Annotated in this window: 16 protein-coding genes and 1 pseudogene; 9 read left to right on the forward strand and 8 right to left on the reverse strand. The window is 41.3% G+C overall.

All coding sequences use genetic code 11. The features are described from left to right. On the reverse strand, positions 1-493 hold a 493-nt coding region (locus BP549_RS02540), incomplete at its 3' end, for a hypothetical protein (protein ID WP_292377867.1). Between the two features lie 597 nt (positions 494-1,090). On the opposite strand from BP549_RS02540, the gene BP549_RS02545 reads away from it, so the two are divergent. From BP549_RS02545 to BP549_RS02580, 8 genes and pseudogenes are all read left to right on the forward strand, one after another. Continuing rightward, positions 1,091-1,633 carry a DUF7344 domain-containing protein gene (locus BP549_RS02545; protein ID WP_292377870.1) on the forward strand — a complete coding sequence of 181 codons (543 nt, stop codon included), beginning with the start codon at positions 1,091-1,093 and terminating at the stop codon, positions 1,631-1,633. A gap of 563 nt (positions 1,634-2,196) precedes the next feature. Further along, on the forward strand, positions 2,197-2,781 hold the full coding sequence (locus BP549_RS02550; protein ID WP_292377873.1) for a TasA family protein: 585 nt from the start codon (positions 2,197-2,199) through the stop codon (positions 2,779-2,781). A 794-nt stretch (positions 2,782-3,575) separates the two neighbouring features. Continuing rightward, positions 3,576-3,719: pseudogene (locus tag BP549_RS02555) on the forward strand (2-phospho-L-lactate guanylyltransferase); the annotation flags it as partial. A 229-nt stretch (positions 3,720-3,948) separates the two neighbouring features. Continuing rightward, positions 3,949-4,431 carry a TspO/MBR family protein gene (locus BP549_RS02560; RefSeq protein WP_292377875.1) on the forward strand — a complete coding sequence of 161 codons (483 nt, stop codon included), beginning with the start codon at positions 3,949-3,951 and terminating at the stop codon, positions 4,429-4,431. Positions 4,432-4,901: 470 nt separating this feature from the next. Beyond that, complete coding sequence (locus BP549_RS02565; RefSeq protein ID WP_292377877.1) at positions 4,902-5,513, forward strand: TetR/AcrR family transcriptional regulator; 612 nt, start codon at positions 4,902-4,904, stop codon at positions 5,511-5,513. 95 nt (positions 5,514-5,608) lie between these two features. Then, the gene (gene tes, locus BP549_RS02570; protein ID WP_292377879.1) at positions 5,609-7,126 is read left to right on the forward strand and encodes a tetraether lipid synthase Tes; all 1,518 of its coding nucleotides are present in this window, start codon (positions 5,609-5,611) and stop codon (positions 7,124-7,126) included. A 556-nt stretch (positions 7,127-7,682) separates the two neighbouring features. Continuing rightward, entirely contained in the window at positions 7,683-7,859 is a 177-nt protein-coding gene (locus tag BP549_RS02575) for a 4Fe-4S binding protein (protein WP_292373120.1), read from the forward strand. Further along, positions 7,856-9,079, forward strand: coding sequence for a digeranylgeranylglycerophospholipid reductase (locus BP549_RS02580; protein WP_292377881.1), 1,224 nt, complete (start codon positions 7,856-7,858; stop codon positions 9,077-9,079). The genes BP549_RS02575 and BP549_RS02580 overlap by 4 nt, the downstream gene beginning before the upstream one ends. Positions 9,080-9,524: 445 nt before the next feature. Here BP549_RS02580 and BP549_RS02585 read toward each other — a convergent pair whose 3' ends face one another. Both BP549_RS02585 and trkA (BP549_RS02590) read right to left on the reverse strand, forming a co-directional pair. Then, complete coding sequence (locus BP549_RS02585; protein ID WP_292377883.1) at positions 9,525-10,955, reverse strand: TrkH family potassium uptake protein; 1,431 nt, start codon at positions 10,953-10,955, stop codon at positions 9,525-9,527. Positions 10,956-11,012: 57 nt separating this feature from the next. Further along, positions 11,013-12,359 carry a Trk system potassium transporter TrkA gene (trkA, locus tag BP549_RS02590; protein WP_292377885.1) on the reverse strand — a complete coding sequence of 449 codons (1,347 nt, stop codon included), beginning with the start codon at positions 12,357-12,359 and terminating at the stop codon, positions 11,013-11,015. A gap of 492 nt (positions 12,360-12,851) precedes the next feature. Between trkA (BP549_RS02590) and BP549_RS02595 the strand changes: the two genes are divergently transcribed. Next, positions 12,852-13,097, forward strand: coding sequence for a winged helix-turn-helix domain-containing protein (locus tag BP549_RS02595; RefSeq protein WP_292373128.1), 246 nt, complete (start codon positions 12,852-12,854; stop codon positions 13,095-13,097). 204 nt (positions 13,098-13,301) lie between these two features. Here the strand turns inward: BP549_RS02595 and BP549_RS02600 are convergent, their stop codons facing one another. From BP549_RS02600 to trkA (BP549_RS02620), 5 genes are all read right to left on the reverse strand, one after another. After that, positions 13,302-15,242 carry a DUF4118 domain-containing protein gene (locus tag BP549_RS02600; protein WP_292377887.1) on the reverse strand — a complete coding sequence of 647 codons (1,941 nt, stop codon included), beginning with the start codon at positions 15,240-15,242 and terminating at the stop codon, positions 13,302-13,304. An 11-nt stretch (positions 15,243-15,253) separates the two neighbouring features. After that, complete coding sequence (kdpC, locus tag BP549_RS02605; protein WP_292377889.1) at positions 15,254-15,805, reverse strand: potassium-transporting ATPase subunit KdpC; 552 nt, start codon at positions 15,803-15,805, stop codon at positions 15,254-15,256. Positions 15,806-15,817: 12 nt separating this feature from the next. Next, the gene (gene kdpB / locus BP549_RS02610; protein WP_292377891.1) at positions 15,818-17,887 is read right to left on the reverse strand and encodes a potassium-transporting ATPase subunit KdpB; all 2,070 of its coding nucleotides are present in this window, start codon (positions 17,885-17,887) and stop codon (positions 15,818-15,820) included. A 4-nt stretch (positions 17,888-17,891) separates the two neighbouring features. After that, entirely contained in the window at positions 17,892-19,565 is a 1,674-nt protein-coding gene (gene kdpA / locus BP549_RS02615; protein WP_292377893.1) for a potassium-transporting ATPase subunit KdpA, read from the reverse strand. A 472-nt stretch (positions 19,566-20,037) separates the two neighbouring features. Further along, positions 20,038-21,384, reverse strand: a complete 1,347-nt coding sequence (gene trkA / locus BP549_RS02620) for a Trk system potassium transporter TrkA (protein WP_292377895.1) — start codon at positions 21,382-21,384, stop codon at positions 20,038-20,040. Positions 21,385-21,522 lie beyond the last annotated feature (138 nt).

Genomic DNA, 21,522 nt, shown 5'->3' on the forward strand with positions numbered 1-21,522 from the left:
CTTGATCACTATTATCTTGATCACTATTATCTTGATTTCTATTATCTTGGTTACTATTATCTTGATCTTCACTATTGTCTTGATCTTCACTATTGTCTTGATCTTCACTATTATCTTGATCATTTGTTGTGCTGCTAGAGCCTGAAGCCATGCTGTTTTTGCTGGCTTCAGTAAGGTTAATGATCTTATTCAGGGTAACATTTCCTGCTTCTGCTGTAGAGGAATTATTTGTTAGATTATCTACTGAACTTACATTGTCAGGAGAATAGTCATTTAGGCTTATACCACCGTTGATTTTCTGGAGTTTTTCGTCGTTTCCAAGAAGGCTGAAATCAGAGAGTCCAATCAGCTCGGCTATGTTTATTTCAGCACTAGTTTGTTTCATATCACCGAGAGAAGCAGATGTACCTGTAAAGCTGGGGAAAGTGCTGCATGTGAAGGAGAGAGAAACTAACACTAACCCCAAGAGTATTATTTTATTAGATGTTCTCATTTTTAACCATCACTGTGATTCCTAATATGAACTAAGCGAGCTATAATTCCAGAGTTTTAAATTTTTAAATATGTCTAAAATACATGATATTGTTTTTAAAGTGAATATGTTAACTGTGTCTGTTAAATTCTTTTGAATTATCATTCTTTACATAAATTATTTATAATTAACTATAAATAAACTCTTATGTTTATAATACACAATCATTAGCATAAAAAGATCTCAGTATATTATCTAGAAGATGTGTCAATTATATATAATTAAGTTTTAGAAATTTATTTCTGAAGTTTATAATTAATTAGTAGGTTTTACTATGGAAGTAAATAGAATAAGTAAGACAATTAGGGATTTCATTAAGAGTCTCACAGTCCAAAGTTAAGGAATTTTAACAGGACTATAATTATAATATTTTATGAATAGAGTTTTGCGTGAACACCTTAACTTTTGAGGAGGACTTCACAACAATCTGCAATATCTGAAACTAAATATGACTGAAGACTTCAAGATAACTGTCTTGAATTTTTTGTAAAAACCGCAAGACAACTACTATATCTTTGATTATTTGTTTGAACAAGAATAATGTTTTAGAGAGATATAATGGCCAAAGCAGAAAGCGACTTTCTGGAAATCGAAGCAAATCCCCAGAGTTATCAAGCACAATTATCGAAAAGCGATATTTTTGGAATTCTTCAGAACGATAGGCGAAGAAGTGTCCTGGAAATTCTCCGTGAGCAGGGCAGTCAGAGCGTACGCTCTCTTTCGGAAGAAATAGCCCGCCTAGAGTCCGGGACAGATGACCCTGAAAGTAACCTTCGAAAAAGCATATACGTTTCACTGATCCAGACCCATATTCCTAAAATGGAAAAACTTGGAGTCATCACCCATGACAGGAAACAAGACAAAGTAGAACTTCTCCCTATAGCCCACGACTTTGATATCTACATGGAAACTGTCGAGAAAGGCGATATACCTTGGAGCCATTTCTATTTAGGCCTAAGCATTCTCTCTGTTGTCGGCAGTGTCACAATCTATATAGGGATCTTCAAATGGGTTACAAGCTCTAAGTGGATGCTCTTTACAGATATGCTCTTCCTCTTCTCCTCAATAGCCCACATGCACTACGTTCGCAAATTTGAATGAACTCTTATTTCGCTTGGACTTTCCTCTTTTTTCCCACGAATTTGCCAACGTCTTTCGATAGCGGTAATCTCCCATTAAACGAATAAAACCTCTTTCCCATTGTCTTACTCAAACTCTGTGCTTCCTGCGGCAGTCAGCCTTCACTCCGCCTCTTATAACCCCATCCTTCTCTCAGGAATAATATATAGGAATTTGATCCCTGGATGAAAATCAACAGAATCTCTATGAAAAACTCAAAAATTTCGCACTACAGGTTATTTTCTGATAACCCTATTTTTATTACATCTCATTAACGGTATATTACCACTTCCAAAACCACAACCTCTTCTGATGACGTTAATCTTTTATTACCACATTGAATTTCAGTTAATCCGCCAATAACTATATTAAAACGAGTCCAAGGGAGGATTAGCTCATATTTGCTAAGTTTAGGGAGTCTCACTGGAACCCCCAATGGTTTATACCCCAGGTTCGGATTCATCTCCAGTGACACCCTAGAATAAAAGTGAGCAATACTGACAGAAACTGGAATAGCAATAACTCATTTAGAAAGAGGATAAAGCATGCTTAACAAAAAAGTTCTTTTGAGTATACTTATTATCGGCGCGGTTGTCGCTACGGCAGGTGCCGCAACATGGGCAACCTTAAGTGATTCTAGACAGGTTAATGGCGATATTACAGCTGGAGAACTTTACCTAGGGGACCAGGCGGTTAACCCTATTAGCGTAGCAGCTACAGCGCCCGGTGATTCCGGCACCGAGGAACAACTTATTACTATTGGTGGAAATCTCGATGGAATTCTGAAAATAGACGTTGATAAAGTGAATGTTCCCACTGAAGCTAATACTTCTGCTCCTATTCCGAATACTGATAAATTAGGAGAGATGTTTAAGATAAAGATAAAGCTAACATCGCAGGACGGCACTCAAACTTACGGTTATGCGGCAGGAAGCGACACAGAATATGCACTCCTCAGTGATAGTCTTACATTATCTAATGTTCCTGTGGATAGCGGTGCCACGTACAAACTTGTTACCGAATGGCAGATTGATGCACTAGCTAATAACGGAATTCAGGGACAGACTGTTTCTTTCGATGAGGTATACACTCTTGAAAGCCGAGCCGGTACAGATAGATCGAACTCGTGAGCTACGTAGAATTTCTGAAGTAAAATAAATACTTGGGTATTTAGCGGCACTCAAAAAGTGCCGTGAGAATACCCTCTATAACCAGCAAATCATTTTTTCAGCCATGGGTCGTGAGTAATTGACTTCTTTTACTTGAAAAATGAAAGAAGTATAATATTATTTTGCACAAACGAGCTCAATGCTTCAGATTCCTCTGGAAAATTCAAAATTTTATATCCTATTTTTGATGTCTTTATAATCTGTCATGAGACACGGGCAACAGTGAAGAGCCATTATTTTTATTCAATAATCTAAATATGTAATGTGTTTACTAAGCTGCGAACAAAAATCATTGATTCATTGATATTAATGTTTATTACATCTGGAGCGCAGAGAGTTACGAATACCCTGTCCTTGACAGGCTGTCCGATGATTACTAATAGTAATAACTGAGTTTCTTCTTTTTCGATATAGGGAATTTAGATGACTTTTTTACATGTATTTGCCCTAAAATTGAATTGTCGGACAGCCTGTTTAGGTTGGGGATGAAGTGAACTCTTGCCTCTTATTGGTTTCGTTTAAACCTCAGTACCAATACTTTTTGTAAAATGAGGTTTCTTGATGTCATGGTTTCTTGGTGTCATAGCTATAGAAGTTGGTAATGCAACTCTACAATAAGTGCCCGCAATGAAATAAACTATGCAACATATAATTATTGTAACTTTAATTGGCGGCCTTGATAGTAAAAATAAAAACATCCAATCGGAAATATGCATAGTTTATTCTGTGACAGGGCTTAGATCTTCAGGATTCCAGTGAAAGCCGTAATCCCCTATAAAAAATCCAGTGCAAAATCCAGATTGTCCCCTGTCATGACTAGAGAAGAAAGAGGAGAGTTTGTAGAACTCATGTTGAATCAGGTAATAGACACCCTTAAGGAAGCCGGTATAGAAAAAATGGCTCTGTAGAAATCCTCAACAAACTTATTTCCACTAACTTCAATCTAAATTCGAAAAGTGAAACTGCCAGCCTGTTTCAGATTTAGGCATATCATTAATGAGTTTTTACAAAGCCAGATTTTATTCCTTTTACCTAAAATTTACAAAATAGCTATAAATTATTGAAACTTAAGCTTCTTTTTGACCTCAAAGTTAATATAGTGAAGTACTAAATATTCCTGTGTCTGACATGTCTCAGAAGATAAACTTCTTTAAGCTTTTGGCCTCGATATTGCTTTGCCAGCTTGCAGGAGCAATTGGCGCGGTATTTACAGCCTCTTCAGTTGAAAACTGGTTTCCTTTACTTGAGAAGCCGTTTTTCAGCCCTCCATCATGGGTCTTTTCTCCTGTCTGGATTCTTCTTTATACGCTTATGGGAATTTCCCTTTATATTGTCTGGGAGAAAGGAGTACAGCAAAGAGAAGTGAAAATTGGATTACTCATTTTTGGTATACAATTAGGTCTTAACATCATCTGGTCCTATCTGTTCTTTGGTCTAAGGTCTCCATACTATGCTTTTATTGAGATAATTCTGCTCTGGTTTGCTATTTTATTAACAATAATTCAGTTTAGAAAGATCTCAAAAACAGCTTCTTACCTATTACTTCCTTATATCTTGTGGGTAAGTTTCGCAATTCTGCTAAATCACAGTCTTTGGCTTTTAAACTCATGAAGATAATTATAAATATATTATAAAAAGTTACTAAAGTAGGCTCTGTAGCAATCTTACATTTATAGTATGCCAAATATTTTGAAATGGGCTTGTAGCGTCAAGTTTCTAGGTTAAATGAATCTAGTGGAAACGAGTTTAGATAGGATTTCTACAGAGCCAAAAAAATCGATACTCTCAGTCCTTCGATGTATGGACTTGAGATACACAGGTAAGCTTAGAAAACAGATGTAACTAAACAAAAACACTCAAAGACAAAATATCAACCAGCTACTAATGCACCACCCATACATTTGTCTGTAAAATTAATAACTAATTTATCTATCCAAAAACTTTAAATAAACAATATTTAGATTAAGCTACGAATAGAAAACCAAATGATTCATTGAGATTAATAGTTTAACCATTGAATAGAGAAGTTAAGATATTACAGAGTCAGTAAAATCTGAGAGAGTTATTTTCAGAGGAGACCTATGAGATCTTTTACAGATGAAGAAAGAGAGATTATAAGAAGGAAAATTATAGACCAGGGCAAAGATTGCTTTGCAAGATATGGAGTCAAGAAAACGAGCATCGGAGATCTAACCAAAGACCTGGGAATTGCAAAGAGTTCTTTTTATTCTTTTTTTAGCAGTAAGGAGGATCTTTTTCTACAGATATTTAAAGACGAGCGAGAAGCCCTAATGGATAGCTTACTCGAAAATTCCTTCCTGAAATACAGGACAGAACCTGATAAAGCCGTAAGGGCTTACCTTCATTACTTGCTGAATATTGTGAATAACCATCCAATCTGGAAAAAAGTTTTCATAGAGAAAGAGTGTGCTGAGCTGACAATCTTCCTGTCTTCTGAAGAAAAAATTAGAAATATCCATAGAGAAAACGTGGAAATAATTTTGCCTTTTTTTGAAGAGTGGGCAGATGCTGGTCTCCTGATAGACAAAAATGCCAGACTTCTTGCCGAAGCCACATGCGCGGTTTTTTCACTCACACGATTCAGGAATGAAGTTAGAGATGAAGATTTTCCGGAGATTATGGATTTTTTTATTGATCTCCTGGCAGAAAATATTGTAAAAAAAGACATTTAGAGCTAAATAAAGCTATGAGGAGAATCTCCTTAAGGAGGAACAGACTTTTTGAAAAAAAACCTGATTACTATCAATAATATGTATAAGGTATTTGAATGAAACACATTTTATCTGTTTGTCCAGAGTGCAAAAAAGTTATTGATTCCACTTTGTTTGAAGAAAACGGCAAGATAATGTTGAAAAAAATTTGTCCCGAACATGGAACATTTATGGACATTTACTGGTCGGACAGCAAACTCTACGATAGGTTCAGACGCTATTCTTATGTCGGCAATGGAGTTTCCAGCAAGTCTACTCTTTTTTCCGGTGGCTGTCCCTGGGACTGCGGAATTTGCTCCAAGCACAAAACAGGGACTTTGCTTGCAAACATCGATGTTACCAATCGTTGTAATCTCAATTGTCCGGTGTGCTTCGCTAATGCTAAAGAAAATGGCTTTGTATATGAACCAGACTTTGAACAGATCAGAGAAATGATGCTGACTCTCCGAAATCAAGAACCTGTTCCCTGCTATGCCGTCCAATTTGCTGGAGGAGAGCCTACGGTCCGAGAAGACCTTCCGGAAATTATTGAAACAGCCCGAAAACTCGGTTTTTCACAGGTACAGATTGCAACTAATGGTGTCAGGCTCGCAAAAAGCCAGGAATACTGTGAAGCTTTGAAGACCGCAGGGCTCCATACTGTATATTTATCCTTTGACGGAGTCTCCGAGGAACCATACAGAGCAACCCGTGGATTCGATGCCTTTCCTCTAAAACAAAAAGCTCTTGAAAACTGTAGGCAGACCGGCCTGAACAGTGTTGTGCTCGTGCCCACCCTGATAAAAAGAGTTAATGATCATCAAGTTGGAGATATTGTCCGCTTTGCGGCCAAGAATGGAAACGTAGTGAGAGGGGTAAACTTCCAGCCAGTAGCGTTTGCAGGTCGCATTGACCAGACCCTGCGCAAAGAACAAAGAATAACAATTCCCGATTTAGTAGCACTCCTGGAAGAACAAACAGAAGGAGAAATTCCCAGTTCAGCCTGGTATCCTGCATCTGCTGCAGTCCCCATCATCAGATTCGTGAGTGCGGTGCGAAAGGTTCCGCTTCCCGAGTTCACGGTGCATCCTCTCTGTGGAGCTGCCACTTATATTTATGAGAGCGAGGGAAGGCTAATTCCTATAAGTGAGTTTGTAGACGTGGATGGGTTCCTTGAGTTCCTTGAGAGCGTTACTCCAGAATTTGAGGGGCAAGGTTCTAACGTAATAAAACTTACAAAAGTTCTTTATCATATTTCGCGCTATATCGATGAGGCAAGAAGCCCAAAGGATCTTAAGATAGTTTCCCTAATAAGTAATTTTCTAAAAAACGGCACAAGAGAACATGCTGCCCAGTTCCATCGAAAATCCCTCTTCCTCGGAGCTATGCACTTTCAGGACCTCTACAACCTGGATCTGGAAAGGATCAAATACTGCGGAATTCACTATGCTACCCCTGATGGCAGGGTAATTCCCTTCTGCACTTATAACAATTTTCACAGAGAAGGAGAAGAAGCAAGGTATTCAAAACAGTATAGGAAAAATATGGAATTTGAGGGAGAAAACCTAGATGTTAAGGAAAGAGAAGAAGCTTGATTTCTTCTTTCCTTATGCTATAAACTTAGGGCTGCTACTTAAGACTTCAGGCAGGTTTTATCTCGTTTCAGTATAAAAAGTGAAATGTAACAACTTTTCATAAAAGCAAAAATATAATTAATGGTGGTGTAATACAAAATATTTATATTAGAGAGAAAATTAACTGGAAGAAATTTTTATGCTATCTAATACATTGCTCCAATAGAGCTAGTAACCTTTAATTGGATGAATACATTAATTGTGGAAACTATTCGAAAGGTAACCATATCAATGCACAAATGTGAACTCGGGCCGGATCTTCCTGAGGAAAAAATTTATAGATGAAGATTAGACCTCGGAAAGTCAAAAAATCTGTTCATTGACCGAAAAATAAAACTTTAAAAATAGAATGATTAAAAAGAATTTTCAGGACTCTATTGAAGTTATCAGTAGAAAATAATGTAATAATGTGGCATTATATAATCATAGTTTACTATATATAGGAAACTGTTTGCAAGAACGTGGATACCTACTGATTGAATATCATAATTTACGTTTAAGAGTTACAGGTGAGCTGGTGAGCATTCAAATAAACAAATATAAATGTGGATACTGTGGTGCCTGTGTGGGAGTCTGCCCTAAGGGAGCACTTGAACTTGTAGAGACCTGGGTTGAAGTAGATGGAAATACGTGCATATCATGTGGGATATGCGATCGCATCTGCCCTGTGGGAGCAATTGAGGTAATAAAATGAAGGACATGTATGATGTTTTAGTGATAGGTGCCGGTCCTGCAGGTTCCATTGCTGCCAGAACCGCAGCCGAGAAAGGGCTGGATGTACTTTTAATCGAGAAACGTCAGGAAATAGGTGATCCTGTACGCTGTGCCGAAGGGGTGGGCAAAGAATATCTCAAAAAACACGTGGAAATTGACAAGAAATGGATTTGCGCTGACGTTAAAGCTTCCTATATTCACGCACCGGACGGAACAAGGATAGTGATGGCAGAGGAAATCTCTGGTGGGGAAGTAGGTTACGTCCTTGAGAGAAAAGTATTTGATCGGACCCTTGCAGAACAGGCTGCCGAAGCCGGGGCAGAAGTGAGAGTAAAAACCAGAGCAACTGGTCTGATCATTGAAGACGATTATGTCAAAGGAGCCAGGCTCATGCATCTCGGAAAAGAATATGATGTGCGGGCCAAGATAGTAATAGGTGCTGATGGGGTCGAATCAAAGGTAGGTAGATGGGCAGGCATCGATACTTCTTTAAAGCCGATAGACGTAGAAACCTGCGCCCAGTACCTTATAGCTGGAGCGAATATAGAGCAAGATCATTGCGAATTTTACATAGGAAATGAGATCGCACCGGGGGGCTATATATGGATCTTTCCGAAAGGCGCAGGCAAAGCCAATGTAGGTATTGGAATTCTCGGGAGCAAGACTGGAAAATTCAAGCCAAGACCTGTAGATTATCTTAACAGGTTTATGGAAAAGAAATTCCCCGATGCCAGGATAGTCGAGATGGTCTTCGGAGGAGTTCCGGTTTCAGGAAGCATTGAGAAAACTTCCACTAACGGGTTGATGCTAATCGGAGACGCTGCCCGCCAGTCTGACCCGATCACAGGTGGCGGAATTCTCAACGCAATGGATGCCGGAAAGCTGGCAGGAGAAGCTGCGTATGCAGCTATATCCGCAGGGGATGTTTCCTTTGAAAAACTCGAAGAAATTTATGAGAAGCCGTGGAGGGCAACCATAGGGCATGAAATCGACATGAGTCTCGTCGTGAAGAATTGCTTTATCAATCTAAGCGATGAAAACCTGAATTCGCTTGCACATTCTCTGAAGGACGTAAAATTTGAGAGAATGAGCCTTCTTGACCTGCTACAGGCTCTCTTTAAAGCCAATAAAAAACTTCTCTGGGATCTTCGAGTACTTTTCAAAGACGCCGCAAAAGAAGTGGTAAAGAATAAAATGTAACGTCAAGTAAGATGTAACCCAGAGTAAGATATAATGCCTGGAAATCCAGGCATCTTCCATTTATTAAACTTCCTTTTTAGCCTACCTTACAGAAACTTCCCCCATCCGAAGCCATCCAACATTTTCCTTGGCAACCTAGCCCTTATCTTTGGTAAACTGCCGGAATTAGTCTCATTTTACTTATTTGAACCTAAAAACAACCGCCAAGGGCACTGAAAACTCAATCCGAACTATACGACCGCGTAAAGTATGGAAAATACGAAAAAACTGGCACCTATCTACAAATAAAAATCCGTAGAAATCTATCCCATAGATCAGCTCTTTTGGCTCAGCTTAGTATCTTCATCATAGTTCAGCCCTCTTGACGAACGAGGTGCGCGAAAAGGGCTCCGTCCTCCCGAGACGGGACTCGGGTGATGGAACTAGGGTGACGGAACTAGGACGATTACTTTTTCCAGAACTCAGGCGTAAAGAGAAGAATTACAGTGTAGACTTCAAGCCTACCAATCCACATATTTGCAATCAGGACTACTTTTCCGAGAGCAGGAATTGGATCAAAACTGCCCATCGGGCCTACGACATTCAGACCTGGCCCGATATTACCGAGCGTAGCTATGGATGCAGTAAATGAAGTTATGATGTCCATACCCAGAAACGAAAGAACCAGGGAGCTTGAGAGAAAGACAAGCAGATAGATGACAACAAATGAAACAATCGAGTTGACAATCTCCTCGGGCACTTTCTTATTGTTAAATTTGACACCTTTAATGGCTTTGGGATGAAGGGCTTTGAACAGCTCTACCCGGCTGTGTTTGAGAAGAATAAGAATGCGCACAACCTTGATACCTCCACCGGTAGAACCGGCGCATGCTCCAATAAACATCACTATGATAAGTATCATTTTCGCGGATTGGGACCAGAGATTAAAATCTGTTGTCGCAAACCCTGTACTTGTTATGATTGTAACTACCTGAAAGATTGCAAATCTGAAAGAATCAGGAAGGCTTGTGCCAATATCCCTCCAGAGCAGGAAGGTAAGAAGCCCGCTTGCTGCAAGGACAAGAAAAGTATAGAATCGAAACTCTTCGTCTTTAAAAAGGAGATTTTTGTCTACGTATATTGCTCGATAGTAGAGAGCAAAGTTTGCACCGGCCACGAACGTAAAGAAAGTTATTATGTATTCAACAAGAGGGCTATTAAACTCTCCAACACTCAGCGCGTAGTTCGAGAAACCCCCACAAGCCATTGTAGCAAACATATGGTTAAGCGCGTCATAAAGGGATACTCCCGCAAGCAGGAGAGAGACAACCATAAGGAAAGAAATTAAGAAATAAACCGTCCAGAGAATTCTTGCGGTTTCCCTTATTCTTGGCTTCAACTTGTCCTCGGTAGGCCCAGGCGCTTCAGCCCGGAAAAGCTGGCGGCCTGCAACCCCAAGTTTGGGCAAGATTGCGATGAAAAGCACAATAATACCCATGCCGCCAAGCCACTGAATCATGCCTCTCCAGAAAAGGATACTTTTAGGATGGCTTTCAATATCAGTAAGAATTGTTGAACCAGTAGTTGTAAATCCAGACATGGATTCAAAAACAGCATTCAAGGGAGAAATCCCATCCATCATAAAAGGAATTGCTCCGAAAACAGCAGCTGCAAGCCAGCCCAGAGCAACAATGGCAATACCCTCCTTGCGCATCCATTCATCTTCTGTTTTATAATAGAGCAGGAGAAGACCTGTTACGAGGGTTATGAGAATCGAAACCAGAAAAGGAGTTAAACTTTCCCCGTAATAATAAGCAACTCCGAGGGGGATTACCATGAACAGTCCCAGGAGCCTGAGAATCCCACCAAGCACATATAATATAACTCTAAAATTCATTGAGGATCATCTGTTTTAAAGCCTGTTAGACTTCTTTGAATTTTTCGTATTTAAACTTTACTTAAAAAATTTCTCAACCGCTGAAACTGCTGAAGATAGCGCAAAAACTATTACCCTATCTCCTTCCCGAATTATAGAGTCTCCTCTAGGTATGATAATATCATCATTATGAACAACGGTAGTAACGATCGCATCTTTAGGAAACTTAACTTTGTCGAGAGATTTCCCTATAATTTTTGAGTATCTTGAAGTAGTATACTCGATAATTTCTGCCTTTTCGCCTTCCAGCGTGGTAAGCTTTTCGATACCTTTTCCCATCGTGAGCTTAAGGACTTCATTTACTGTTGCTTCCCTGGGACTGACTGCCATATCAATTCCGATCATTTCAAAAAGAGGTATATAGTCCGGACGATCAGCTCTTGCAATCACTTTTTTTGCTCCCATTTGCTTTGCCAGCAGTGAACACAGAAGATTTTTTTCGTCATTGTCCGTAACTGCAAGCACAACATCCATGTCTTCAATATTTTCTTCCCTCAGAAGGTTGACATCAGTTCCATCACCGTTTAAAATAAGGGCATTTTCCAGAATTTCAGCCACTTCTATGCAGCGACTTTTCCTGTGCTCGATAATCTTAAGGTCGGCATTCTCGTCTTTGTCTATCAGTTTAGCCAGATAAAATCCTACAATGCCGCAACCTATGAGGAGAATTCTATTTCTGTGAGGCTCCACGTTCCCGAAGATACGGTCAAGTTCCTCCAGGGCCTTAGTCTTGCCTACAACTACCATGTGGTCATTTGCGTTAATAGTGTCATTCCCATGGGGAATAACTATCTCTTGCTTCCGAAAGATTGCACTTACAATGCAGCAATCATCAAGCTTGAGATCCTGGATCTGCATTCCTACAAGTTTGCTATCAGGACGGACGGCAAATTCCATCATCTGAACTCTTCCTCCGGCAAAGACTTCCGTATCGATGGCTGACGGGCTTGAAAGTACCTCGGCAACCTCCGACGCAAGTGCAAGTTCAGGACAAATCATGATATCGACCCCAACCTGAGCCCTTGAGGTTATAGGCACATCGATATAATCCGGGTTACTTACCCTTGCAATTGTCTTTGTATCTCTCCAGCCGGGATGAGACTTTATGATAAGTTTCGCAGTCATGCAGGCAACAATATTGACTTCGTCAATTCCAGTGACAGCAACAAGAATATCCACATCGTGAATAATATCGGCGAGAATATCCGCGTTTGCACCATTTCCTTCCAGAACCTGAACATCAAGTTCATCGGCCCTTCGTGCAACTTCCTCATCTTTCTCGACAACAGTTACATCGTGTGTGAGGGAAAGAAACTTTGCAATATGATATCCAACCTCGCCTGCTCCTATCACTATTGCTTTCATAAGATTTCCTCAAAAAAAGCTTGATTGAGGTAAATTGACCTGCTTGCTTAAGTAGTATTTGGAAAAAGAAAAACTTGAGCTGGATATATTACTAAGGAAGAATCTTTCTGTAGATTAATATCTCAGTATTCAGAGTGTTTAATGCCTAAGTTTTTCTAAAAAATTGAAATTATATGGAATTGTAAAATAACCTGATTTTTCGATCCTGATCCTTTATTAAAAGTCTGCCATTCCCAAAATTCAATTAATGAGCTGAGGCAAAAATCCCAAATTGCTTCTCTGAGTCTTGTGGTCTTAATAACCAATTGGGCTTCAGATAATGAATCAGCCAGCGTATTGTCAAAGTAAGGTGATAACTTGACTTTTATATAAAATAGACATTTTCATATAGGAAAGGAAATAATACATTCTATAATCATTGTTGCCTTTAGAAAACATAATATGGGATATTTTTGAAAAATAGATCTTTTTAAAGATTAACTTTATAATCTATTGTGGGGAGGAGTCAGTATTAAGAGAAGAAGCAAGACTGATATTGCAGAAGAGATTTTAAGAGTAGCAATGAACGGGGCGAATAAAACTCACATTGTATACGAGGCAAATGTCAACTTTAATATTGCCTCGAAATATCTGGAAATGTTGAACAAAAAAGAACTAATAAGGCATGAGAATGGTTTTTTCATTACTACTGATAAGGGAAAAGTTTTTCAGGAAATTGCTAAAGAACTAAAACTTTAAACTTATTTACTAATCTTTTATTTTTTATTACAATCGGACATGCAAAGCCTGCGCTTATTTATAGAGCTCATTCTAAAATCAATTTTATTTTCAAGCAAGATTTCAGAACTATTTTCCCAGAGCTATTTTCCATCACCATAAACATTATTAATAGTTCGGAATATGAGATTCAGAGTAGCAATTTTGAGTTTTGGGATCAGCTTATCATAAGCGTTCGAGTGCAAGAGCCCCAAGGAACGCCATTGTTTCAAATATCTCTTTATTTTCCGGAATTAAAGCCTCATCAGGTTTGTCAAAGATGAAAGCCATAATCCCAAAAACTGTTCTCTGAGTTTTAAGAGGTATATAATATCCCTTTCCTGCAGGAAGATTATCTGTTCCGTGGCCAGCTGGCTGACCATTTTTGTAAGCCCATAGGGCAATTGCCTTTTCTTTGTCGTCAAAGGGATACAAAGCGTCACCTGCTCCAATCTGGAGCCCTGACGGGCCGGGTACAAGTACTGAAAAGATACCTGGTGCAAAATTATGCATTTGATCAGCAAGAGTTTCGAAGACTTCTTGCTGTGTTTTTGCCTCCACAAGTCCACGGGAAAGGCCTGACGTTGCTTCTACTTCGACTTCGCTTTGCCAGATCTGAGGTAGAAGATGACGCAGCCGGGTTGCAAGACTACTGATTATGAGGGCAATAGCAACGTACCCGATAAAAGCAATGAAATATTCCCAGTCATGGACAGAGATCGTATAGTAAGGATGGACAAAAAGGAAATCGAAGGCAAGAATGCTTACGAATGCCGTAAACAGAGCTACTCTGCGCCTGAAAAAGAAAGCAGACACAATGACTGGAAAAAGCTGGATTATCAGCAGATTTGAAGGCCCAATAACTTCTCTAAGGAGAAAATTGACACCAGCCACAGCTGTGATCAGGATGATACTGATTACATATTCCGCTGTGAAATAGAGTGGGATTTGCCGTTTAAGAGATATGTGAGCACTGCTTCCTTTTGGCTCGTACAAATGGACATCAATGCCGTGTGACTGCCGGATCACCCTGTATACCGGAGAGGAAAATATATCTAGTCCATGTGGTTTTCCGAGCATTATCATGCTGACATTGCTTCGCCGGGCATAACGTATAATCTCTTCAGCTATATCACTTCCACGATACCGAACTATCCTCCCACCAAGTCTTCTACCTGTCTCAAGAGACTGATTCAGCCAAGTACGTTCCTGAGAAGATAAAGCCCTATTACCACCGACATCTACCGAAAATACAATAAAATCAGCATCGAATCTGGCTGCAAGCCTGGATGCTGCCCTTACCATATGTTCTGCTGTCGGACCTGGACGGATACAGGCAAGGAGCCTTTCTGCTGCCGGCCACGGTCCCGGAATAGCTCGTGTCCTCATGTAGTCTATCATTCTTTTATCGGTATATTCCGCCATATATCGCAGAGCAAGCTGGCGGAGTGCAAGGAGGTTTCCGGTTCTGAAGAAACGCTGGACAGCGGCTTCAGCCATATCCTTTACATAGACCTTCCCGGCTTTGAGGCGAATATTCAGTTCTTCCGGAGTGATGTCAATTAACCGAACCTCATCAGCATCAGAAAAGAAAGTATCCGGAACAGTTTCAGACACTCTGATGCCTGTTATCTGGGCAACGGCATCGTTCTGGCTTTCAATATGCTGGATATTGACAGTCGTATAAACTGATATTCCTGCTTGCAGAAGCTCTTCTACATCCTGATACCGCTTCACATGTCTGCTGCCTGGAGCATTGGTATGGGCTAACTCATCGACAAGAACAATTTGGGGGTGGCGTCGGATAACCGCATCGAGATCTATCTCCCTGAGAATGAGATTCTGATATTTGATGGAGACTGCAGGAATGACTTCAAAATTCTCTACCAGGGCATTAGTCTCAGGTCTATCATGAGTCTCTATATAGCCGATTACGACATCTTTTCCTTCCCGTTTCCGCTGAAGGGCATCTTCGAGCATTGAATATGTTTTCCCAACACCTGCGGAGTAGCCAAGGTAAACTGTCAATGTCCCTTCATTTGCTTTTTTCTCATCACGACGAGCGATGAAGAGTAAATCTTCAGCTCGCGGCCTGCCTTCAGCCTCATCATATCGATCGTGTTCCATAGTCTCCTCATTCACTGATCCATCTCATCAAGCGCCTTGTTGAGAGAAAGCACATTAACGTAAGCTCCAGAAAATGGGGAGTTGACAGATTCTGCAAGTACTAGGGCTTTGAGTTTTTCTTCCGGTAAATTTCGTGCCTTTGCCACGGCAGGCACCTGTATCAGTGAGGATTCTAAACTGATATGCGGATCAAGCCCGCTAGCAGAAGCCATAACTAGATCCGAAGGTATCGGGTCGGTAACCCCGGCTTTTTGGAGTGCATTTTTTCGATTGTCGACAAGCTCCAGAAGAACAGGATTTGTCGGGCCAAGGTTTGACCCTCCGGAAGAAGTTGCATTATAACCGCTAGCTGATGGCCTGCTCTGGAAGTACTGAGGTGCAGTGAAATTCTGACCAATGAGTGTTGAACCTATAATCCTGTTTTCATTATCGACAATAAGGCTTCCATGAGCTTGATTTGGGAAAAGAAATCCGGCAGCAAGTGTCACTATCATAGGATAAACAAATCCTGTGATGAGGAATAACACTGTGAATAGTAATGTGGCTCTTTTGAGAGATGTCATGCCAATACCTCCTCAGATATGTAGTAATCCGGCCAATACCAGATCAATTACCTTGATTCCAATAAATGGAGCGATTATTCCTCCAAGGCCAAAGATGGTCAGGTTGTAGGCAAAGAGTTTCGATGCCGGCATAGTCTTGAACTTTACCCCGGCGAGTGCAAGCGGGATCAGCATTGGAATTACCAGAGCATTGAATATGACTGCCGAAAGGATGGCAGATTGGGGAGTTGCAAGGCCCATGATATTCAGTACTTCAAGCTGCGGATAGATTCCTATAAGGGCAGCGGGAATAATTGCAAAGTACTTGGCAATATCATTGGCAATAGAAAAAGTTGTCAGAGCTCCCCGAGTCATCAGGATTTGTTTACCTATCTCGACAATGTCCAGCAATTTTGTAGGGTCGCTGTCCAGATCAATTATATTTGCAGCCTCTCTTGCAGGCTGTGTGCCGTTGTTCATTGCCACAGCCACATCGGATTGGGCAAGAGCAGGAGCATCATTTGTCCCGTCCCCGGTCATAGCGACCATGTATCCTTCATTCTGATAGTCCCTAATCATTTTGAGTTTGTCGTCAGGCTTTGCTTCTGCCAGATAATCGTCTACTCCGGCTTCTGCCGCAATAGTGGCAGCAGTGAGATGATTATCGCCTGTGATCATAACCGTCTTTATTCCTATCCGGCGCAGGTCCGCAAACCTCTCCTTAATACCTGTTTTCAAGATATCCTTGAGGAAGATAACACCGAGAATTGTCTCGTTGCGAGCAACTACAAGGGGTGTCCCGCCTGCAGACGCGACTCTATCTACCTTCGCCTTCAGGTCCGACGGAATGACACCCCCGCGTTCCAGAACAGCTTTTGCTATTGCATCTGAAGCACCTTTCAGATAAGTTGTATCTTTGCATTGTGCACCACTAACTCTTGTTGCGGCAGAAAACGGTATGAAAGTGACATTTTCCGGAGAAACTGGAGCTATTCCTGTTTTTTCCTGAATTAAAGCGATAATACTTTTCCCTTCAGGAGTATCATCCGCAAAAGATGAAAGCAGAGCAGCTTCAGTCAGGTCATCAAGTGACTGATTATCTACTGGCAAAAACTCAGCTGCCTGCCGGTTACCTAAAGTGATAGTTCCCGTTTTGTCCAGCAGCAGGACATTTACATCCCCTGCAGCCTCAATTGCCCTTCCTGAAAGAGCAACGACATTTAACCGGAATAACCGATCCATTCCGGCTATTCCGATTGCCGGAAGCAGGGCTGCAATGGTTGTGGGTGCTAAACAGACGAAAAGTGCAATCAGGACTGTGAGGCTGGCAGGGGCACCCCTTCCACTTGAGGCAGCGCTGTATGCAGAAACCGAATAGGTGCTAACCACAACCGCGAGAAATACGCCTGTAAGCGCAATGAGCAGAATTTCAAGAGCTATTTCGTTAGGAGTCTTCCGCCTCTCGGCACCTTCCACCATTGAAATCATGCGGTCGAGGAAAGTCTGCCCAGGATCAGTAGTAATTCTGATAATAATCTCATTTGCAATAACGGTAGTTCCTCCGGTAACAGCACTCCGGTCACCCCCAGATTCACGCACAACTGGGGCTGACTCTCCTGTAATTGCGGCTTCGTTGACCAGTGCAGCTCCTTTAACTACTTCTCCGTCTCCAGGAATTACTTCATTTGCCTTTACAAGGACCAAATCGCCTTTTCTGAGGTCAGAAGAAGATATCTCGATGGAAGAAGCGTCGAAAGATTCTGTCTTGAGCTTTCGGGCTGGAACGCTGGTTCTTGATTGGCGGAGGGATGCTGCCCTGGCTTTTCCACGTCCTTCAGATACTGATTCCGCAAAGTTGGAAAAAAGCACTGTTAGCCACAGCCAGAAAGAAACAAAGCCCGTAAAGAAGGAGGTTCTAGCGGTAGCAGAAAAAAGACTGATAATAAAACTAATAGTGGTCAGGATACCTCCTATTTCCACCAGCAGCATAACCGGATTCCCAGCCTGCTGGCGCAGATCCAGTTTAAGTACAGCACTGATCAGTGCTTCACGAAGAAGTTTCGATTCAAAAGCACCTAAACTGGGGTATCGTTTTCTTGGCATTGCTTCAGATCCCTCCTATCATGGTCAGGTGCTCGGCGATAGGCCCCATTGCAAAGAGAGGGAAAAATGTAAGAGCGCCGATAATCAGGATTACCAGGATCATCCAGACCGAAAATGTAACTGAGGCGGTGGGAAGAGTTCCTGAGCTGGGAGGGACTTTTTTCTTCTGCGCTAGTGATCCCGCCAGTGCCAGCATGGAGACCGCCGGGACGAACCTACCTATTACCATTGCTAAAGAACCTATCAGTGTGTAAAACGGCTTTGATGCATCAAATCCAGCAAAAGCGCTACCGTTATTTTGAGACATGGAAGCAAAAGCGTATATCAGTTCAGAGAGCCCATGAGGACCAGGGTTCTTCATTAATTCTTCAACGTTTGGTAGAACCAGTGCAATACCCGAAAGCAGGAGAACAAGGACGCCAGGAACAAGGACAGCTATGACAGCAGCCCTCATCTCAAGTACCTCTATCTTTTTTCCAAGGTATTCAGGGGTTCGTCCTATCATCAATCCTGCAATAAAGACTGAAAGTACCACAAACCCTATCATGGTGTAAAACCCGGACCCAACTCCTCCAAAGGCGACCTCTCCGAGAAGCATCATAAACAAAGTCACTAGACCACCAAGAGGAGTGAGTGAATCATGCATGGAGTTGACTGCCCCACACGATGTTGCTGTGGTAGATGTGGCAAAGAGTGACGATCCAAAGAGTCCGAGCCTGACTTCTTTTCCCTCCATGGATATTCCGGAAACCCCAAGCTCTTTTACCAGAGGGTTGCCTGTCAGTTCTGCAGCGTAGAGTGTACAGAAACTACCTAAGAATAATACTAGCATAACAGTATAGATCATCCATCCCTGCCACATTTTACCTGTCATTCTTCCAAAGACAAGAGGCAGGGTTACAGGTATCAGGAGAATAAGAAAAACTTCTATCAGGTTAGTCAAAGATGTCGGATTTTCATAAGGATGTGCAGCGTTTGCATTGAAAAATCCTCCTCCATTGGTACCGAGTTCTTTTATTGCTTCCTGTGAGGCTACTGGCCCCATTGCAATTGTCTGCTGCCCTGTCGGGACATACCCTATAGCCTGGGCATATGGGTCCAGATTCTGGATGACACCCTGAGAAGCCAGTATTAGGGCGAAAATGAAAGCTATCGGAAGAAGAATGTAAAGAGTACAGCGAGTGATATCAACCCAGAAATTCCCTATCCTGTCGGTAGACTGGCGGGTGATTCCCCGCATTACTGCAATAGCTATGCAGATGCCTGTAGCAGAGGAGAGAAAGTTTTGGACTGTAAAACCGGCCATCTGGGTAAGATAGCTTGCTGTTGTTTCGCCGCTGTAGACCTGCCAGTTTGTGTTAGTGACAAAACTGGTAGCAGTGTTAATTGCAGTAAAAAGATTAAAAGCCCCGAAATTTTCTGGGTTGAAAGGAAGAAAACCTTGAAGAAGAAGTAGTATAAAGAGAATTACAAAACCAATACCATTGAATGCGAGCAGATCCCGGGCGTAGCCCTTCCACCCATCTTCGTGGTCAGGATCTGTCTCGGTAAATCTGTAGATTGTTTTTTCAATATGGCCCGGAATTCCTCGGGACATATCTCCGGTAAAGACCCGGATAAAGAAACTGCTGAAAGGTAATGCTGCCCCGGTAACGATAACCAAAAAGAGGATAAGCATTAAACCATCCAAGGTTACATTTTGTGTTATCATGTGGTTCACGACTGTTATATTCAGTTGAAACAAGAACCTCTTTTCATATAGATAAGAAATGAAAAACGTAGGGTGACCAAGATTATATAATTATTCTCCTTGGTAAAGAAATTTAATTTGTAGATAACTTCGAAAATTCAGCCATCCAGTAGATTACGTAGAAACAGTTTATTTACCGGGAGAGAAATGCTTTAATTTCCTAAGCTAATAAAAATAAGAGGATTTTCCACCAGCCATTAAAGAGAGGGACAGAATTAAAATGTGTCTTATGAGAAAGAATTAAATCTGAAGTTTCAGGAAAAACCTTTTTTTAAAGCCTTGAATAATTCAGGTTTTCAGGTGTGCAGAAATCAATAATAAGCGCCAGAAAGAGCAGAATTTTCCTTAAAGCATTAAAAACGATTTTGTTGCCTATAAGAAAGCTCCTGCTCTTAGAAATTTATCTAAAAAACTTTTCGATTTCCAACATTGCAGAAGCCATAGAAAAGATAACCACCCGATCTTGTTTTTCAATTACAAAATCCCCTCTTGGGACTATAGTATCTTTTCCCCTGACCACCATATTGATGAGAGCTCCCCTTGGGAACTTTACTTTGTTTAAAGGTTTCCCGACAATTTTCGAGTTCTCAGAAGCTGTATATTCTATAATCTCCGCTCTTTCACCTTCAATGGTCGTCAGGGTTTGTATTCCCCTGCCCATGGTAAGCTTAAGAACCTCGTTTACAGTTGCTTCCCTGGGACTGACTGCCAGATCTATACCGACCATTTCAAAGAGAGGCAGGTAGTCCGAACGGTCAGCCCTGGCAACCACTTTCTTTGCTCCCATTTGTTTTGCCAGCAGTGAACACAGAAGATTTTTCTCATCGCTGTCTGTGACTGAAATAACAACGTCCGTATTCTCAATGCCCTCTTCCCTGAGCAGATTGAGGTCAGTACCGTCCCCGTTTAAAATAAGGGCATTTTCCAGTGTCTCGGCCACTTCTATACAGCGGCTTTTACTGTGCTCGATAATCTTAAGGTCGGCATTCTCCTCTTTGTCTATTAGTTTGGCCAGATAAAATCCTACAATGCCGCAGCCTATAATAAGAACTCTATTCCTGTGGGGTACCTGGCTTCCGAAAATATTGCCCAGATTTTCCATAGCCTCAGGTTTGCCCACAACTACCATGTGGTCATTTGCCTTGATTACGTCGCTTCCATTAGGAATAATTATTTCGTGATCTCGAAAAACCGCACTGACAATGCAGCAATCAGCAAGCTGGAGGTCTTGCATCTGTTTTCCTACAAGCTTGCTTTCGGGACTTATTGCAAACTCAGTCATCTGGACTTTTCCCTCGGCAAGCATCTCGGCATTTATCGCTGACGGGCTTGACAGGATCTCAGCAACTTCGGAGGCAAGTGCAAGTTCAGGACAGATCATAAGATCGACTCCAACCTGAGCCCTTGAGGTCACAGGCGAATCTATGTAATCCGGGTTGCTGACCCTTGCGATGGTTTTAATTTCCTTCCATCCGGGCTTGTTTCGGGCTATTAGCTTGGCGGTCATGCAGGCTACAATGTTAACCTCATCGAGACCGGTCACAGCCACAAGCAAATCAGTATCTTGAAGAATTTTTGCTAGGATTTCAGCATTTGCTCCGTTTCCTTCAATAACAAGGACATCAAGTTCGTCTGCCCTTTTTAATGCTTTTTCAGATTTTTCAATAATCATTACATCGTTTTTTGGGGAGAGAGCCTTTGCGATGTGATAACCTACTTCTCCTGCGCCGATAATTATAACCTTCATAGCACACCTTCAGAAAAACTGTTTTTAACTAACCTGATATTGTGAAACCTGGCGGACAAAAAACAATAGGTATAGGATAAACCAAGATATAAAAAATTGAAAGAAAAAACATAGGAAGTTAATAGAACACATATAAGA

The sequence above is a fragment of the Methanosarcina sp. UBA289 genome (assembly GCA_002496565.1).
Classification (GTDB): domain Archaea; phylum Halobacteriota; class Methanosarcinia; order Methanosarcinales; family Methanosarcinaceae; genus Methanosarcina.

Bases quoted from the DNA above. Each gene is read 5' to 3' on its own strand.
- BP549_RS02545 (WP_292377870.1), top strand. From the start codon at position 1,091: ATGGCCAAAGCAGAAAGCGACTTTCTGGAAATCGAAGCAAATCCCCAG.
- BP549_RS02550 (WP_292377873.1), top strand. From the start codon at position 2,197: ATGCTTAACAAAAAAGTTCTTTTGAGTATACTTATTATCGGCGCGGTT.
- BP549_RS02560 (WP_292377875.1), top strand. From the start codon at position 3,949: ATGTCTCAGAAGATAAACTTCTTTAAGCTTTTGGCCTCGATATTGCTT.
- BP549_RS02565 (WP_292377877.1), top strand. From the start codon at position 4,902: ATGAGATCTTTTACAGATGAAGAAAGAGAGATTATAAGAAGGAAAATT.
- tes (WP_292377879.1), top strand. From the start codon at position 5,609: ATGAAACACATTTTATCTGTTTGTCCAGAGTGCAAAAAAGTTATTGAT.
- BP549_RS02580 (WP_292377881.1), top strand. From the start codon at position 7,856: ATGAAGGACATGTATGATGTTTTAGTGATAGGTGCCGGTCCTGCAGGT.
- BP549_RS02585 (WP_292377883.1), bottom strand. From the start codon at position 10,955: ATGAATTTTAGAGTTATATTATATGTGCTTGGTGGGATTCTCAGGCTC.
- trkA (WP_292377885.1), bottom strand. From the start codon at position 12,359: ATGAAAGCAATAGTGATAGGAGCAGGCGAGGTTGGATATCATATTGCA.
- BP549_RS02600 (WP_292377887.1), bottom strand. From the start codon at position 15,242: ATGGAACACGATCGATATGATGAGGCTGAAGGCAGGCCGCGAGCTGAA.
- kdpC (WP_292377889.1), bottom strand. From the start codon at position 15,805: ATGACATCTCTCAAAAGAGCCACATTACTATTCACAGTGTTATTCCTC.
- kdpB (WP_292377891.1), bottom strand. From the start codon at position 17,887: ATGCCAAGAAAACGATACCCCAGTTTAGGTGCTTTTGAATCGAAACTT.
- kdpA (WP_292377893.1), bottom strand. From the start codon at position 19,565: ATGCTTATCCTCTTTTTGGTTATCGTTACCGGGGCAGCATTACCTTTC.
- trkA (WP_292377895.1), bottom strand. From the start codon at position 21,384: ATGAAGGTTATAATTATCGGCGCAGGAGAAGTAGGTTATCACATCGCA.